Raw genomic sequence first — 14,424 nt, 5'->3', positions numbered from 1 at the left:
AAATTGCGCTGAAGCAGTGCTTGCTGGTGTCGGTTTCATAGCACCGGTGAGCAGCTGGATATCATATCCTAACCGTGCATTGAGGTCGGGAATGAGGACGGAGAACGGGGCACCGCCGTCCAAGCAATACGCACATTCCTTATGTAAAAAGCGATCAACTCGTCTGAAGTCTGGAACTTCGAAGACCCTCTCCCCTCCACAACCAATTCTCCCAAGTTGGTTCACTGGGGGGGGGAGAAAAAGCTCTAATCTGTCTGAGTATGGAAGTTCAGCTTTCAGCTTCACTCAAGTCGCCAGTGATAGTCATCCAAAATCAATGTTCTTGGTTCTTTCAAAAAGCAATGAAACGGAACACAAAATCGATGTTCACGCCAGTTGAGCGTCAGCGAATGCTGGATGTGTACAGAAGATTTGTGCGGCATGTGCGCAAGCAGATGCCAAAGCGACCAAGGTTATGATTGCTTATGGATTTGTTTGCGTTCTGTGCCTGATCGGACCGCATTGGCTTCCCGTATATCTTCGCAAAACACAACCCACAAAGGAGTAGGTCTGTGTTCATCAAAAACGCTCAGTGCTTGGCGGCTTTCAATTCCACCGGGTTCACATAGACGATGCTGTCACCAACAGACACCATCACTTCGCCTTCTTGGATATTCACCTGCATCTGCATTGTACGGCTGGCCAATTCGGCCAGTTGTTTGGTCTCTGATTGAGCGAGGTTCACCACCGTGAGGTTATCGAACCGCGTGGTGCTGTTCTTGATCTTCGACCACCACATATCCGCTGGATTGCCCCCATATGCGTAAATGATCACGGACTTGGCCTTGCCGCAGGACTGGCGGACGATCTTCTCACTGGGCAAACCCAATGTGATCCATCTGTTGAGCTCACCGCTTAGGCTCTTTTCCCAGATGTCCGGCTCATCATCCGTGGAAAGACCTTTGGTCATTTCCAGCTGGTCATCGGCATTCAACGCAAACGCTAAGATACGCAGCATCATGCGTGCATCGGTTTCCGATGGGTGCTTGGCCACAGTCAGTTTGTGCGTCTCATAATAGTGGCGATCCATATCTGAGACGGAGAGCTCCACTTTGTAGATGGTGGCTTTCTGCGCCATGTTAGCTCCCGCTTGCTTGATCACGGATGCCTAGTTGGTCTGACGGGTCAGCGAAAGCTCAAAACCAAAGCAGCCAGCAAGTTGAGAAAAACCAACCAAGACTTTCCTCACGAAACTCTTGGCAACAACTTCCTCGGAAAACCCGATCACATGGGTGGTTGCTGACGTGTCCGGCGGATATCCCGATAATAGAGCGTCGCGGGTTGTACCCGACGCAGACTGTCTGCCTGAGCCAAATAGATGCCAAAATCAAAGTGGTTCCGCCCGACATGCTCTGGGATCAGCGTTCGTCCATTGAACTGAACCCGTTGCTGGCCATCCACAAACACTCGGACTTCGCCATCATTGCCGGTGCTCCAACGCACATACACGACGAAATGTGCCCACCGCCCCTCAATCTCGCGTAGGTCAATCACAGGGATCAACTCATCTGGTTGGCAATCACCGTGACGATGCCCAGGAATGATCTGGCTGGTGCGCAGGTGCAGCGTATGAGAGTTCCGCCCACCCCAAATGCCAAAGTTCATGTGCGGGCAAACCCCGTTGTGCCACTGGCCAAACAAATAGTAGCCACGGGTTTGGCGAGGCCCAAATGGAAACCCGTCGGGGAAACCAATATCCCATTCATACCAAGCTTCACGGGGCTGAATGCGCCCAAAGCGGGTGCCCCGGTGGTTGTTTTCCGCAAGCTCACTGCGCACAGCGTTGTAGGAACAATCGCCTTGATCCAATGGGCTACCGCATTCGCCAGTTCTGATTTCAAACCGATGCACCCTACCGTTGCCACCCCCGCCAAACGGATCACTACGGACCACGCTGTAGCTGTTGGGCAGGTTGCGATGCTTCTCAAAGAAGGCCTGTCGCGGGCCTGTTTCCATGCTATTGTAGGTGAATGTGCCGTGGTTTTCCTGAGCGTGGATCGCCGATAGCTGGATTGAACCAAGTAGCAGCACCAAGATCGTAGCGAAGAATTGCATTGAGTGTCCTTTTAGGCAAAATGCGTGGTATGGAAAACTTGATTAAATCAAGTTTTGCCGCTCACTCCGCGTAGTCGAGGTCGGTGAACTCGACCTCCCAACGCAACGTGGCTTTCTGTGCAACCGGCACCTGCTGCAGTTCTTCAACTGGCCAACAAGTGATCCACTCCCCACCAGCGGGAATGATACGATCCGTCCGATGGTGGTCATAAGCCACATGTTCCGAATAATTTGGCCGATATCCGCGAAGGGAGAATGAGAACCCTGTGATGTCGCGTTGCCGCCCATTCACAATCAAAACTTGTACTTGGTTCACTGGGCAATCCGCTGACCTCGCTGCCACCAAACCCACATTTTGGATGTCATCTTCCAGCTGTTTGGTCCCATACGCATAGAGCGCAACCAGCACTAATACGCCCGCAACAATCCAACGCGGATTGCGAACGCTCCACCCCAAAAGGTGGAACGCCAGCAGCAGAAATAGTGCAACAACAAGACCAGCCAGAAGCGCCATTCAGCGAGAACCATTGGTGATCGTAACTTTTCCTACACCGTAACGATCTTCTAGCAACTGCTTGGCATGCAGCATGTCTCGGGCCTGCACTGTGGTGGTTTTGAAGCTGCCATTGTCGGTGCGGATACGTGCTTCATAGGTTTTCATCTGCTGCTCCTTGGTGTTCAAAGACGGATTTGATCTCAAAATACGGCTCAAAGAGCCGACTATCGCAGCAATAAGCGAAATCACATTACATGGGCAAGTGCTTTACACGGCTTTATAGATCATCATATGAGTCAGCAGTTGAAACAAAACATCGGGTTGCGCGTGAAAGCTGCACGTACCCAACAGGGGCTCACACAGGCTCAACTGGCCGAAGCCATAGACAAAGCGTTCGAGACGATTTCCAACATCGAGCGGGGTAAAACTGCGCCCAACTTTTCTACGCTCTATGACATCGCCAACGTGCTTGGGCTGCCCATGCGGGAGTTCTTCGATGTTGACGAAGAGAACCTAACGGATGCTCGTCAACGGCTACTCATGCAGGTGAATTCGATGATCTCAGATATGGATGATCGTCAGCTGAACCTCCTGCTGAAGTTGGGGAAGGTGCTGCGGGAAGATCAGGACTGAACAGGCTTTATTCGTGATGTCTCATAGTTTTCGCACCTTCGGGTGGGTTTCCGAACGCTAGACGTCGAGTTGTAATACGACCGGTTGGAGCAACAATCTCAATTATTGCATTGTTCGATGCGTCCACAAAAAGTTTGTTGAATATGGTCGGGAATTTGGGGTGGCTGAACATCACATTGGGCAAACGAAGATCAGCAAGTGTGCCTGCCAAGTAATCAGGCAACCGAACAAATTCGTCGTGTTTGTTGACGCCGTCCATCAAAGGTGACGTGAAAATGAGTTGAGGTCGACGCACATCAATAACGCCTCCCGAGCGCCTCCTCATTATTTGAAATAGCAACCAAGCGAGATCAAATGCAAGTCCATCATGGCGATCAAACATCGCATCTCGGTCACTAATCCAGCGGATGCTCAACGGCGACTTCTCTTCATGAATTATATAAAAAACAAGCGCCCCAAATGAAGCAACCAAGAACATTTTTCGCAGCAACCCTGTCGATGGGTTTTTACTCGATAGCTCATCGAGTAATTTCTGAAGTTGACTGTCCAAGCTGCTGTAATACTGTTCATTTCCAGGCTCTACTGATTTCCATTCGCCCACGACCTCCTGAAGCGATTTGGCGATAGTCTGCATCGCTTCTACAGTAATAGCTGCCTTTAGGTAGTTGCTCTCTCGTTCGACCACGAAGTTGTAACTGAACGTTACTGGTGCGCAAAAATAGTCTAGAAACTCATCAGACGGCTTGCGGGTTGCCTTGATATCTTTGGGCGCAAACGCCGAAATCCATGATGCGATGTTTTGATCCGTGTCGTGCTTTGGCATAATGACAAAGGAAAACGCGTCACTCTTCTTATTTTTATTCCCGACGCTGTAGTCTGAGGCAACTGTCCAGTTCGCGGCAACCGGAATTTCTGTAAACCACCGCCTAAAATCAGAACGAACAGTTTGGCCTGAGGTTTCAAGAAGGCTGATGAGTTCTAGCATTTCCTAACCGTCCCCATACCTACCATATCTTCAGACCGAATAACTTGATTAAATCAAGAAATCCACGTGGTTGGATTGCACATCGCAGATCTCACAACGAAACGCATCATAGCAGCTGTGGAGCACCCATTGCTGGGTATCAACGTCCCAACATGCATATGCATCCCTCAGGATATCGGCTGAGCCACAACTAGTGCAGCGCGGCTTTGGCATCTGATCCGGCTCCACCATCACCATTCATCCGCCAGCATAACGGTGAGAATACGTTTTGTCCTGCTTAGGTCAGTTGGATCATCTGAACCCATGGAATAGTCGTTGTCATATGCGTCAATTTTCCAAAAGCAGGTTTCACCCAAATATTCGAAGGTGCCGAAGTCATGCTCCCCGTGTGGGTCATTGCCCTCTGTGAACACATTGAACTCACTGACAATCTTGATGATCTCATCGCCATCCACATTGCTCCGCTTGAGCAGTTCTATGATACCAGCGGTAAGGAACCGCATCCCCGGCACGCTAGAATCACATCGTCGGAACTTATCGTTTAACTCAGCAATTTTGACGACTGTCGGTGATACCATGTGGACCTCATAACTTTGGGTCCAACTGCGTTATGGCGATATGGTACAGAGAGCGACTGAAGAGTGAAGTAATATAACGGCTTTGGCCGCATTCATTGCCGAGGTTCAAGTTCCCAGATTTTCCGCCAGGAATTCCTTCAGGTTTGTCGCCAACAAGGCAGAAACGACCTTCTTCTTCGCACTCTCTTTATTTTTCTTCGCGTACTCACGGGCTGAATGAACTAACTCTGGGCAATCGGAGAATTTGCTTTTTTGCACGGATTTGGCAGACCATGCGCCCGTATCAGCAGCCCTACAAACAGCGACAATGATTTCAAAGGAGTCTTTTGGGGTCAAGATGGTTTTGGCTGCCTCATCCACTTCCGGAAGGGCCTTTGCAAAAGCGTTGGCAATGTCAAATGTTGACGAACCAGCGTCTTCAAGCCAGTCGGAAATTAGTGTCTTTTTGAGCTTTGGAGCATCCTGCAGGCCATTGTAGAAAACTGGTGAGTAGGGATATTTCGCCAACACGGCTTCAAAAAATGCCGTGTAAGAATCAGAAACCACGGTTTCGCCAAGGGATGAAACAAGCTCGGATATTTGCCTGGCAGGATGTGATAGCTTGGTTGTTACACCGACCTTTGAAGTCTTAGTTTGATCGGTTAAGAGCTTACAAACTCGGGCTTTGTTGGTCTTGCTCAAGCCTGCGAGTAGCTGACCATCAGCGGCAATTATTCGACCAATAAAAGGTGCCGCATCACTGTCTGTACAGTTTGGTTCAAGAGCTTTCTTCCGAAGTACGCTACGGTACTCATTAGATTTCATTCCAGACATACCAACCAAAAACCTCTCTGCGTTTTGGCTAGCGGTCTTTTGGGCGCTGTCTCTTGCTTGCAGTAGTTTTGTCACAAGGTATGGCACTGCTAAATCGTGTATCGAAGCGCAGTCAGCGTCCACTATTTCAATAATTTCATTAATATTGGTTGATGGAAAGTGGTTTGATTTTTTCACCCTTTCGATCAAAGCATCAACGGCATGAGTAGTTTTCAACAGCGCCTCAGACAGAAATTCTGAGATCACTGTCCGATACACAAAGCGCGCTTCTTCCGCAGTAGCCAACACACCGGAAGGGTGCGCTGCTTTGTTGCGTAAATCACGTATCATTGAAAGACGTTGATACTTTTTCTCTTCTAAGAGACCTTTGGCCTTCAACTGATCAGCCATGTAGGTTTCGAAGACTTCCTGCTCGTTTGCTCGCTTCTTTACCTCTAATGCTACTTTCTTCGCCTCCGAATTCACCTTAGCTAACTCATCCAACTTCAAGCGAAGGTCGTCAAAAAGGGTGATGTAGCTCATAACGATACAGCCCCTATAGGCTCCAACGTTGTAGCAAGAATTTGCTTCCCTCATGTATTCAACAAAGTCCTTATTGCTGATCAACGATAGAAGCTCTTCCATGTCAGCTAATCCGCTCATTATTCCTCCGCAAATTTCATTCTGATTGATGGGCACAATTGGCGTCAGGCTGACTGTACTCAAGCACACTAGCTTGGCAATTGAAGCTTGCATCGGCAACTATGCTTTAAATGGGACGCAACTTGCCACTCCATATGGATAACTCGTTAGCTACATCCTTAAAAACCACAGGTTTTCGTAAACAATATCAACATCCTAGCACCACATCATCACTCTCAAAGCGCCATGCACACGGCAAGGAGCGTTGCTAGGCTGCTGTGCTAGAACTGTGCTAGGTGCACGGCGCGGCGCTCACAACGCACTGTGCTAACTGAGCATTTTCCCACTGTGCTAACACTGTGATAGGGTATTTCGGCGTTTTCAGCGATTTGGGCTGCGGAGCAAAAAGCCGACAAGCTATTGTTTTCGTTGCATTTAAATGGTGCCCGGGGGCGGAATCGAACCACCGACACGAGGATTTTCAATCCACTGCTCTACCCCTGAGCTACCCAGGCACGGGTCACCAAGTCTTGGTGGGGTGAGGGCGTTCTAGGGTGTTGCGCGCGGGGTGTCCAGCGTCTTTTTTGTCATATTTCATCTCTATTTTAAGACCGGACGTTAGTGCGGCTTCTGCGCCCTGTTTATCCCTGCTTCCACGGCGTCAATGGCGGCTTCCACATCTTCGGGATCACGCGACGCGGTGGCATAGGATCCATTGAACCACTTGGCCAAATCAAGGTCTGCGCAGCGCTTGGAACAAAACGGCCGGTAGGCCTGATCCGTCGTGGTTTTGCACATCGGACAGCTCATGCCAGCGTCTCACTCAGCGGCACACGCGCCCGTTTGCGTTGCAATTCGTAATGCCCCAGCGGAGTCCACCCAACCAGTGCGGTTTCCACCTCATCCCCGCGGAACGCCCCGCGCAGTGCGTTCTCAAAGGCGCGGCGGTCTTTCTTGGGCATCGGGGCCAAATCAAGTGTGATTTGCCCACCCAGCCCGCGCACACGCAGGGCACGCGGCAACAGGCGGGCGCAGGCCATATTTGCCTTAATCCCCGCCGCAAGGGAGGCGTCATTGCCAGTGTTCACATCCACCGCAACAAGAGCGCGGGTCGGCTCCACATACATCGAGGCACCACCACCCAACCCGACCAAAGCGCTTCTGGCGTCCTCAAGAGCATCCAGTGCGCCGTGGTTTTCAAAACCACCGGTTTCTGTCACCACTTCGGCAGGCTCGGTCCATTCACGCCAGGCCAGAACATGCGGGCCGTCCCCTTCGATCAGAACTTCCATCCCGCTCGCCGTATCTTCAACAACAGTTGCCGCCAGCGTGAGCATGGCGGCGATGTCCTCGGCGATGTCCTCGCCCTCTGCCCCAACGCAAGAGGATCGCAAGATCAATCCGTGTTCTGTGCCGTCTGCCGCATCATGGGCGATTTCCAACAAACGGTCGCGTTCGCCCTCGTCCTTGATGCTGCGCGAGATATTCAAGCCGGGGGCATCCGGGGTGACGATCGCATAGCGGCTCTTGAACAGCACTTTCGCGGTTACCGGAATCGCCTTGCCTGGCTCGGCAAAACCCGTGACCTGCACGAGAATCGGCTGCCCGGGGGCCAAGCCCTTGATTTGGCGCAGGAACGCTGATCCGTCAGGGGTTTTCAGGAACATCCCGCCCTGCCCTTTGACCGGCCGATCCGCAATCGCGCGGTACACGGTACCGGGACGTGGCGCATCACTGTCAATCAGCAGATCGTCCAGCTTGCCATCCACCATAAGAGCTGCGGCCTCAACCTCGCCCAGATGATCGAGAATAATCGTGCGACCCTTCATCAGGTGCCTCCATACAAGGGGTATCCCGCTGCAATCAGCAGGTTTGCGGTTTCCGCAAGGGGCAAGCCCACGATGCCGGTGAAAGAGCCGCTGGTCCAGGGGATCAAAGCACCTGCCGGTCCTTGGATGCCATACCCGCCGGCCTTACCCTGCCAATCACCAGTGGCGAGATAGGATTTGATTTCCGCGTCGGAAAGGGATTTCATTTTGACAACCGATTGCACATCGCGTTCCCAGATTTTGGGCCCGCGCCTCACGGCAACCGCGGTAATAACCTTGTGGCGACGCCCCGACATCAAACGCAGGAAACCTTCGGCCTCCGCCGCATCAACAGGTTTGCCAAGGATGCGACGCCCCACAGCCACAGTGGTATCAGCGCACAGCACGATATCATCCGCTCCCGCCGAAACCGCCGCAACCTTTTCGCGTGCCATACGCCCACAATAGGGGCGTGGCAGCTCTGCTTTCACAGGATCTTCGTCAATGTCTGGCGCGCGAACATCGTCAGGCACCACACCCATCTGGGCGAGGAGTTCCAAACGGCGTGGGGAGCCTGATCCCAGAATGAACTGCATGGTTGCACACGTTGCGCAAAACCCGCGCAGCCCTCTAAAGGTTATTTAAAGCGATAGTTGATCCGACCTTTAGTCAAATCATATGGGGTCATTTCGACCTGTACTTTGTCGCCTGCCAGAACACGGATGCGGTTCTTGCGCATCTTGCCTGCCGTATGCGCGATGATCTCATGGCCGTTTTCCAGCTCGACCCGAAACGTCGCGTTAGGCAAGAGTTCCTTCACAACACCGGGAAATTCGAGCGTATCTTCCTTGGCCATGGTCTCTCCTAATAGACTCACCCCAAATGCGGGGTACGCGCCTAGATGGGCGCATCTGCAGCATTTTTCAAGGGGTTTAGCACCTTTGAACCCGCTTGAAACGCTAATTGCGGCCTGAAATCAACGATTCCAGCACCTTATGCCCTCCTGAAACGGCATCCTCCCCCGACAAGGGGGGATTATCGTAAGCGGAACGGCAAGGCGGAGTGTTCGCGCCCGATCTGATGATGCCAATGTTTGCGGTTCAACACGATCCCGTCGCGGCGCACCTCTGCCACCTGCGTCAGATCAACCTCGCCGATGGTCCAGGCCGGTGCATTCAACGTGCCCGCAGCCAGCACACCAGTTTCGGGAAAGCCACGGTCAGGCGGGCCATAGATGCCCCCTGCCCCAAAACAAGTGCCAAGCGCCTCTGACCATTCTGCAGGCCCGACCACAGATGACATCGCAGTGATGCATTGATTTTCTAACGCCCGCGCCATCGACCCGATACGCACCCGCCAGTATCCCGCCAAGGTTTCGGTTGCACTGGGCACGCAGATCACATCGCAATCAGCCAAAGCCCGCCCCAGCAGCGGAAATTCACTGTCATAGCAAATCAGGATACCGATTTTCCCTAGCGTAGTATCAAAAACCTGAAGCGCATTGCCGGGAACCACATCCCAGACCTCTTCCTCGAACCGTGTCATGATTTGCTTGTCCTGCGCACCGGTTTGCCCTGTCGGGGTAATCAACCGGGCGCGGTTCACCGGTCGTGTCGGCGTTGCCATTGGCGCAGAGGCCGTGACAATATGCACATTATGCTCCGCTGCCAACCGCAGGTGCAATGCATCCGCATCCGCCACCCTGTCAGACACCGCAAACAGCGATTTCTCCAGATCACCAGCCACGTCAAGCCCGTCCAATGTAGCCAGCTCCATCGCGCCATATTCAGGAAAGACCAAGAGATCAGCCCCCTGTCCGGCGGCATCTGCGACCCATCGGGCCAGCTTGTCCTCGTATTGCGCCCAAGAGGTCAGCACATCAAGCGGATAGGCAGCGGTTGCGATTTTCATTGTATGATCTCCAAAGGTTACGCGACACTGCGACCAATCTGTTAGAACCGCAAGCCGCCTTGACCCGCGACAAGGATCGTTTCACACAGTTTGAACAACAAAAAATCGACCCAACCAAAGGACCCTGTTATGCGCAAAATCGTCATCCTGACCGGTGCCGGCATTTCTGCCGAAAGTGGCATCGAAACCTTTCGCGCCGAAGATGGGCTTTGGGCGCAGCACAGGGTCGAGGATGTGGCAACCCCGGAAGGGTTTATGCGCGACCCCGAACTGGTGGTAAATTTCTACAACGCCCGCCGCGCGCAGGCAGCAGAGGTCGCACCCAATGCCGCTCACCATGCGCTGGCCCAGCTTGAAACAGAGCATGACGGAGAGGTTGTCGTGATCACACAGAACGTCGACGACCTGCATGAACGTGGCGGCACCAAGGCGCTGTATCACATGCATGGGCACCTTAAAGGGGCGCTATGTGCCTCCTGTGATCACCGCTGGCCTGCCCCGATGGTCATGGCCGCTGGCGATCCCTGCCCGTCTTGTGGCGCGCCCGCGGCACGGCCTGACATCGTGTGGTTTGGGGAAATGCCCTATGACATGGATACGCTCGCGGATCACATTTCGCAGGCGGATATATTTGTCGCTATTGGCACTTCGGGCAACGTCTATCCCGCGGCTGGTTTCGTCGCCGAAGCCCGTCGCGCGGGTGCCCATACGATTGAATTCAATCTGGAACCTTCCGCCGTGGGCAACCAGTTTGCCGAACACCGGATCGGACCCGCCTCTGAAACTGTAACAGCATGGGTCGCAGAGGTGCTTGCCACTTAGGATAAAAGGCGGGCGGGACACCCCTTGCGCAGCAGGTGCCTATGGCACGCCGCCGCGTAAATACTGGTCCCTGCCCGCCTCTGGCCTTAGTTGCTGTGGTCGTGCTTCATCGCACCATGATCGGCCTTGCGCTCGTGGTCGACGGGAATCACCACCTCGACCTCGCCGGCTTTTTCAAAGGTAAGGGTCACATTGACCTCTTGGCCTTGCTCCAACGGGCCTGTCAGCCCCATGAACATGATGTGATCACCGCCACGCTGCAACATATGCATGCCGCCCGCCGGAACGGTAATCCCGCCTTCGATTTCAACCATCTGCATCACACCGTTGCCGGCATCTTTGTGGGTGTGCAGCTCGACACGTTTGGCCACATCACTGGAGGCCGCCACAAGCCGGTCATCCGCATCACCGGCATTCATCAGCATCAGGAAGGCAGCGCCGGTTTTCGAGGTTGGCGTTGAACTGCGCGCATAGGCATCTTTAATGCTGATATCGCCCGCAAAGAGGGCTGTGGCGCTGAGGATGGAAGCCGCAATACCAGCTGCGAATACTGTCGTGAATTTCATTTCATTGTCCTTGGTTGTCTGTATTTGAAAGGGTGGATCAGACAGCCACCGGCGGGGCACGCACCGGCGGCATGATCCGCAGGCCCGCAACCCGAACCGGCAAGGCGACCAGCAGGGCCAATTGCCCCATGGCAACCCTTGCAGGTGGCTTAACAACCGCCTGCACAGCAGAAAAAATGACGCCTGCAACACAGTCAGGGCAGATATAAGGGGCACCGGTCGGCACCCCGTCCGCATCGGTAAAAACCGTCATTGTGCCGGAACCGGTGCAAATCACCATCTGGCCTGTCGCCGCTGCAGCACCGCGAGCCACCGCCATCGACTGGGATGCCATGGCCATCGACAGGGCCAACAGAAGGGAAAAAATCAAACGGCTCATATGTCCGATCTACCCAACGGTTCAGCAGATTACGATAGGCAAAACGACGCAACCCCGAACGCTAGGTCCGGGGTTGTCTATCAGATCAAAGATCAGTCGCAGCTTAGCTAAGCGCTTCTGCTTCGGTAGAAGATTTGCCGATCGCTTTTTTGATCTTCAGCGCGTTGGCAGACAGATCAGTGTCTTTTGCTTTGGCAAGGAACGCGTCCAGACCACCGCGGTGATCAACAGAGCGCAGCGCATGTGCAGAGATACGCAGCTTGAACGAACGACCCAGTGCTTCGGACTGCAGGGTTGTCTGGTTCAGGTTCGGCAAAAAGCGGCGACGCGTCTTGTTGTTCGCGTGGCTTACGTTGTTGCCCGTCATCGGGCCTTTTCCGGTCAATTCGCAAACGCGCGACATGGGTTCATCCTTTTGTTTTAGTGGTGTGGCACCCTTTTTGGACGCAACACATAAAAGGGGCCGCGGGGCGACCCTGAAACTTGTTTCTGGGCTTTAGTGGGAATCGCCAGAGGGGTCAAGCCGTAGTGGGTCAGGATTCTCAAACGATCGCCAAACTGTCATCATAGAAACGCCACCCACCACTCGAACTTTCGAACAAGCTTTGCAAGACCTGCGTTGATCCGCTGGCGTTCTCGGGGCTGATGGCAGCATCCAAAGCCGATCCTTCCTCCAGCGCGACAACACTGTCGTCAAACCGCAGAAATGAAGTGAAATTGCCGCCCTGCGGGTTTGCCGGATTTTGCCGCTTCCCATTGCCCGGCAGGGTCATCCAGAGGATGATCCCGAGAGGGGATTCCTGCACAGATGTTCCTTGTTAGCGAAAAAATCGGGCAAACTGACGGCACAGAATTAATGAGTCCTGACCCTAAGATAAAGATTCCATCGGGGCGGACTCGTAAGTGGCCGAAACCTGGAACTTGATATCGTTCAGCGCGCCTTGCGCAGACAAGATGGCATTGTTCGCCAAATCATTGCGCGCTGTCGGGTCTTCTGTGGTCCGGTAAAGAGCGAGGTCGTCCAGCGCCGTATCCGCCTGCCCCAAGAATTGCGCAATGTTAATATTCACCACGATCCCCGGCAGGTTTTGCAAGCTGGATAGGTCGAATTTCAACTGGTCCAGATCGGCTTGCTGGGCTTCGTCATCCTCCGCCGACCCAAAAAACGAATAAATCGAAAGAACATCTGCAACCAGCCCGATTGCGCCAATAGCCGCAATTGCAGCAACGGGTAAGGGCATTGTAATCTCCCTAAAATATCAGGTAGCAATAACGAGTAACGTAAAAAGTAGTCGGATATAATATGACAAACAGCAAACCGTTCGCAATCATCCGTCAATAATCCGCCGCATGAGACAGCAAACTCACTTTGCCATTCGGCCCAAGCATTCCCCCTTCCATCCCGTTACCAGATTTGCAAAGTTCCTGCCATGAGCATCCAGACACGCGCCCTTCTCGTCCATCTCTTCACAGCAACAGGGGCGGTTTTCGCCATGCTGGCCATGCTGGCAGCGGTAGATGGCAAATGGGACATGATGTTCCTTTGGCTTGTTGTTGCCTTCTTCGTGGATGGCATCGACGGTCCGCTGGCCCGCCGGTATGATGTCAAGACCAACGCCCCGCAGTTCGACGGCGTGTTGTTGGATCTGATCATCGACTACTTAACTTACGTGTTCATTCCCGCCTTTGCCCTGTTCAAATCCGGTCTGATGGACGGTTGAAGCGGCTGGGTCATGATCATTATCGTCACCTTTGCCTCGGCGATGTATTTCTGTGACACACGCATGAAAACAAAGGATAATTCCTTCTGGGGTTTCCCGGGGTGTTTTAACATGCTGGTGCTGGTGCTGTTTGCACTTTCGCCCGCGTGGTGGGTCTGCCTGATCATAGTGACCATTCTGTCAGTGACCATGTTTCTGCCGGTGAAATTTGTGCATCCCGTACGCACGCAGCGCTGGCGTTTTGTCACCCTGCCGATGGCGCTGGCGTGGGTCGGCTTCGCCGGCTGGGCCGCTTGGGTCGATTTCCACCCTGAAAGCTGGGCACATTTCGGGCTGGTCCTGACCTCAATTTACCTCTGCGTTGCCGGTGCCGTGCAACAACTGACCGAACCGAGAACCTAGGTGTTCAGCACCGGGTCCTAAACATCTATCACCGATACCCTGCTGCGCCTCGCGTTCCCGAGACATTGATGAAACGGGAACCGCAGGTCAAAAAACCGAACGCTTTAGATCAGCAGCCCCGCTGCTCCCTCATGCCGCAACAGGGCAACCTTGGTCTCCACACCGCCACGCCCTGAAAACCCGGTCAGCCCTTTGGCACCCACCACGCGGTGACAGGGAATAATCACCGGAATCGGATTGCCACCACAGGCTTGCCCCACCGCTTGCGCTGGCACGCCAAGCTCTTTGGCGATCTCTCCGTAGGTGCGGGTATAGCCAAATGGGATTTCCGACATCACGCGACAGACATCCTGTTGAAATTCCGACCCTGCAACATGCAGCGGCAAATCAAACCGCTCCAGCTGGCCCGCAGCATAGGCTGTAAGTTGCTGCACCGCCTCGTCCAGCAGATCCGATGCAGCCTGCACATCAGCCCGTTTCCAGTCCAGCGCCGTGATGGCACCGTGCTGTTCTGTGACCATCAGATCACCAAAAGGCGTAGAGACAGAGCGTTTTAACATAAAAAGACCCTGCACCGCATGGCGCAGGGTCTCAA

At 53.5% G+C, this 14,424-nt stretch carries 20 protein-coding genes, 1 tRNA gene and 1 pseudogene; 3 read left to right on the top strand and 19 right to left on the bottom strand.

All coding sequences use genetic code 11. The features are described 5' to 3' along the window. Positions 1–568 precede the first annotated feature (568 nt). The 4 genes from HKX44_RS15440 to HKX44_RS15425 form a co-directional block, all read right to left on the bottom strand. On the bottom strand, positions 569–1,117 hold the full coding sequence (locus tag HKX44_RS15440; RefSeq protein WP_276152256.1) for a YaeQ family protein: 549 nt from the start codon (positions 1,115–1,117) through the stop codon (positions 569–571). Positions 1,118–1,263: 146 nt separating this feature from the next. After that, positions 1,264–2,094 (bottom strand): heparin lyase I family protein, encoded by an 831-nt coding sequence (locus HKX44_RS15435; RefSeq protein WP_276152255.1) that lies wholly within the window; start codon positions 2,092–2,094, stop codon positions 1,264–1,266. A gap of 61 nt (positions 2,095–2,155) precedes the next feature. Further along, the gene (locus HKX44_RS15430) at positions 2,156–2,608 is read right to left on the bottom strand and encodes a hypothetical protein (RefSeq protein ID WP_276152254.1); all 453 of its coding nucleotides are present in this window, start codon (positions 2,606–2,608) and stop codon (positions 2,156–2,158) included. Further along, on the bottom strand, positions 2,609–2,755 hold the full coding sequence (locus HKX44_RS15425) for a hypothetical protein (protein ID WP_276152253.1): 147 nt from the start codon (positions 2,753–2,755) through the stop codon (positions 2,609–2,611). A 126-nt stretch (positions 2,756–2,881) separates the two neighbouring features. Here HKX44_RS15425 and HKX44_RS15420 point away from each other — a divergent pair, with 126 nt between their 5' ends. Beyond that, on the top strand, positions 2,882–3,223 hold the full coding sequence (locus HKX44_RS15420) for a helix-turn-helix transcriptional regulator (RefSeq protein WP_276152252.1): 342 nt from the start codon (positions 2,882–2,884) through the stop codon (positions 3,221–3,223). Positions 3,224–3,230: 7 nt separating this feature from the next. Here the strand turns inward: HKX44_RS15420 and HKX44_RS15415 are convergent, their stop codons facing one another. The 9 genes from HKX44_RS15415 to HKX44_RS15375 form a co-directional block, all read right to left on the bottom strand. Then, positions 3,231–4,208 (bottom strand): hypothetical protein, encoded by a 978-nt coding sequence (locus HKX44_RS15415; RefSeq protein WP_276152251.1) that lies wholly within the window; start codon positions 4,206–4,208, stop codon positions 3,231–3,233. Positions 4,209–4,438: 230 nt separating this feature from the next. Further along, positions 4,439–4,786 (bottom strand): DUF3768 domain-containing protein, encoded by a 348-nt coding sequence (locus HKX44_RS15410; protein ID WP_276152250.1) that lies wholly within the window; start codon positions 4,784–4,786, stop codon positions 4,439–4,441. A 105-nt stretch (positions 4,787–4,891) separates the two neighbouring features. Next, complete coding sequence (locus HKX44_RS15405) at positions 4,892–6,334, bottom strand: hypothetical protein (RefSeq protein ID WP_276153725.1); 1,443 nt, start codon at positions 6,332–6,334, stop codon at positions 4,892–4,894. A 326-nt stretch (positions 6,335–6,660) separates the two neighbouring features. After that, positions 6,661–6,735: transfer RNA gene (locus HKX44_RS15400), tRNA-Phe, on the bottom strand. 103 nt (positions 6,736–6,838) lie between these two features. Continuing rightward, a complete protein-coding gene (gene yacG, locus HKX44_RS15395; RefSeq protein WP_276152248.1) occupies positions 6,839–7,030 on the bottom strand; it encodes a DNA gyrase inhibitor YacG in 192 nt (63 codons plus the stop codon). Continuing rightward, the gene (locus HKX44_RS15390) at positions 7,027–8,049 is read right to left on the bottom strand and encodes a ribonuclease E/G (RefSeq protein ID WP_276152247.1); all 1,023 of its coding nucleotides are present in this window, start codon (positions 8,047–8,049) and stop codon (positions 7,027–7,029) included. The genes yacG and HKX44_RS15390 overlap by 4 nt, the downstream gene beginning before the upstream one ends. Continuing rightward, the gene (locus HKX44_RS15385; protein ID WP_276152246.1) at positions 8,049–8,624 is read right to left on the bottom strand and encodes a Maf family protein; all 576 of its coding nucleotides are present in this window, start codon (positions 8,622–8,624) and stop codon (positions 8,049–8,051) included. The genes HKX44_RS15390 and HKX44_RS15385 overlap by 1 nt, the downstream gene beginning before the upstream one ends. Before the next feature lie 41 nt (positions 8,625–8,665). Further along, positions 8,666–8,884 (bottom strand): translation initiation factor IF-1, encoded by a 219-nt coding sequence (infA, locus tag HKX44_RS15380; RefSeq protein WP_005978431.1) that lies wholly within the window; start codon positions 8,882–8,884, stop codon positions 8,666–8,668. Between the two features lie 179 nt (positions 8,885–9,063). Continuing rightward, positions 9,064–9,939 (bottom strand): carbon-nitrogen hydrolase family protein, encoded by an 876-nt coding sequence (locus tag HKX44_RS15375; protein WP_276152245.1) that lies wholly within the window; start codon positions 9,937–9,939, stop codon positions 9,064–9,066. Between the two features lie 129 nt (positions 9,940–10,068). Between HKX44_RS15375 and HKX44_RS15370 the strand changes: the two genes are divergently transcribed. Next, positions 10,069–10,761 (top strand): NAD-dependent deacylase, encoded by a 693-nt coding sequence (locus tag HKX44_RS15370; protein WP_276152244.1) that lies wholly within the window; start codon positions 10,069–10,071, stop codon positions 10,759–10,761. An 86-nt stretch (positions 10,762–10,847) separates the two neighbouring features. Here the strand turns inward: HKX44_RS15370 and HKX44_RS15365 are convergent, their stop codons facing one another. The 5 genes from HKX44_RS15365 to HKX44_RS15345 form a co-directional block, all read right to left on the bottom strand. After that, positions 10,848–11,327: a copper chaperone PCu(A)C gene (locus HKX44_RS15365; protein WP_276152243.1), complete on the bottom strand. Its 480-nt coding sequence runs from the start codon at positions 11,325–11,327 to the stop codon at positions 10,848–10,850. Positions 11,328–11,364: 37 nt separating this feature from the next. Beyond that, positions 11,365–11,706 (bottom strand): hypothetical protein, encoded by a 342-nt coding sequence (locus HKX44_RS15360; RefSeq protein ID WP_276152242.1) that lies wholly within the window; start codon positions 11,704–11,706, stop codon positions 11,365–11,367. A 103-nt stretch (positions 11,707–11,809) separates the two neighbouring features. Then, positions 11,810–12,109 carry a 50S ribosomal protein L28 gene (gene rpmB, locus HKX44_RS15355; protein ID WP_276152241.1) on the bottom strand — a complete coding sequence of 100 codons (300 nt, stop codon included), beginning with the start codon at positions 12,107–12,109 and terminating at the stop codon, positions 11,810–11,812. A gap of 139 nt (positions 12,110–12,248) precedes the next feature. After that, a complete protein-coding gene (locus HKX44_RS15350; RefSeq protein ID WP_276152240.1) occupies positions 12,249–12,512 on the bottom strand; it encodes a hypothetical protein in 264 nt (87 codons plus the stop codon). A gap of 63 nt (positions 12,513–12,575) precedes the next feature. After that, positions 12,576–12,947 (bottom strand): hypothetical protein, encoded by a 372-nt coding sequence (locus HKX44_RS15345; RefSeq protein ID WP_276152239.1) that lies wholly within the window; start codon positions 12,945–12,947, stop codon positions 12,576–12,578. Between the two features lie 189 nt (positions 12,948–13,136). On the opposite strand from HKX44_RS15345, the pseudogene HKX44_RS15340 reads away from it, so the two are divergent. Beyond that, positions 13,137–13,829, top strand: a pseudogene (locus HKX44_RS15340) (CDP-alcohol phosphatidyltransferase family protein). Between the two features lie 104 nt (positions 13,830–13,933). Here the strand turns inward: HKX44_RS15340 and HKX44_RS15335 are convergent. Continuing rightward, complete coding sequence (locus tag HKX44_RS15335; protein ID WP_276152238.1) at positions 13,934–14,389, bottom strand: methylated-DNA--[protein]-cysteine S-methyltransferase; 456 nt, start codon at positions 14,387–14,389, stop codon at positions 13,934–13,936. Positions 14,390–14,424: the final 35 nt, after the last annotated feature.

This window comes from Sulfitobacter sp. M05 (assembly GCF_029285175.1).
In the GTDB taxonomy this organism is placed as follows: Bacteria; Pseudomonadota; Alphaproteobacteria; order Rhodobacterales; family Rhodobacteraceae; genus Sulfitobacter.
This window is presented reverse-complemented; position numbering and strand designations above follow the sequence as displayed.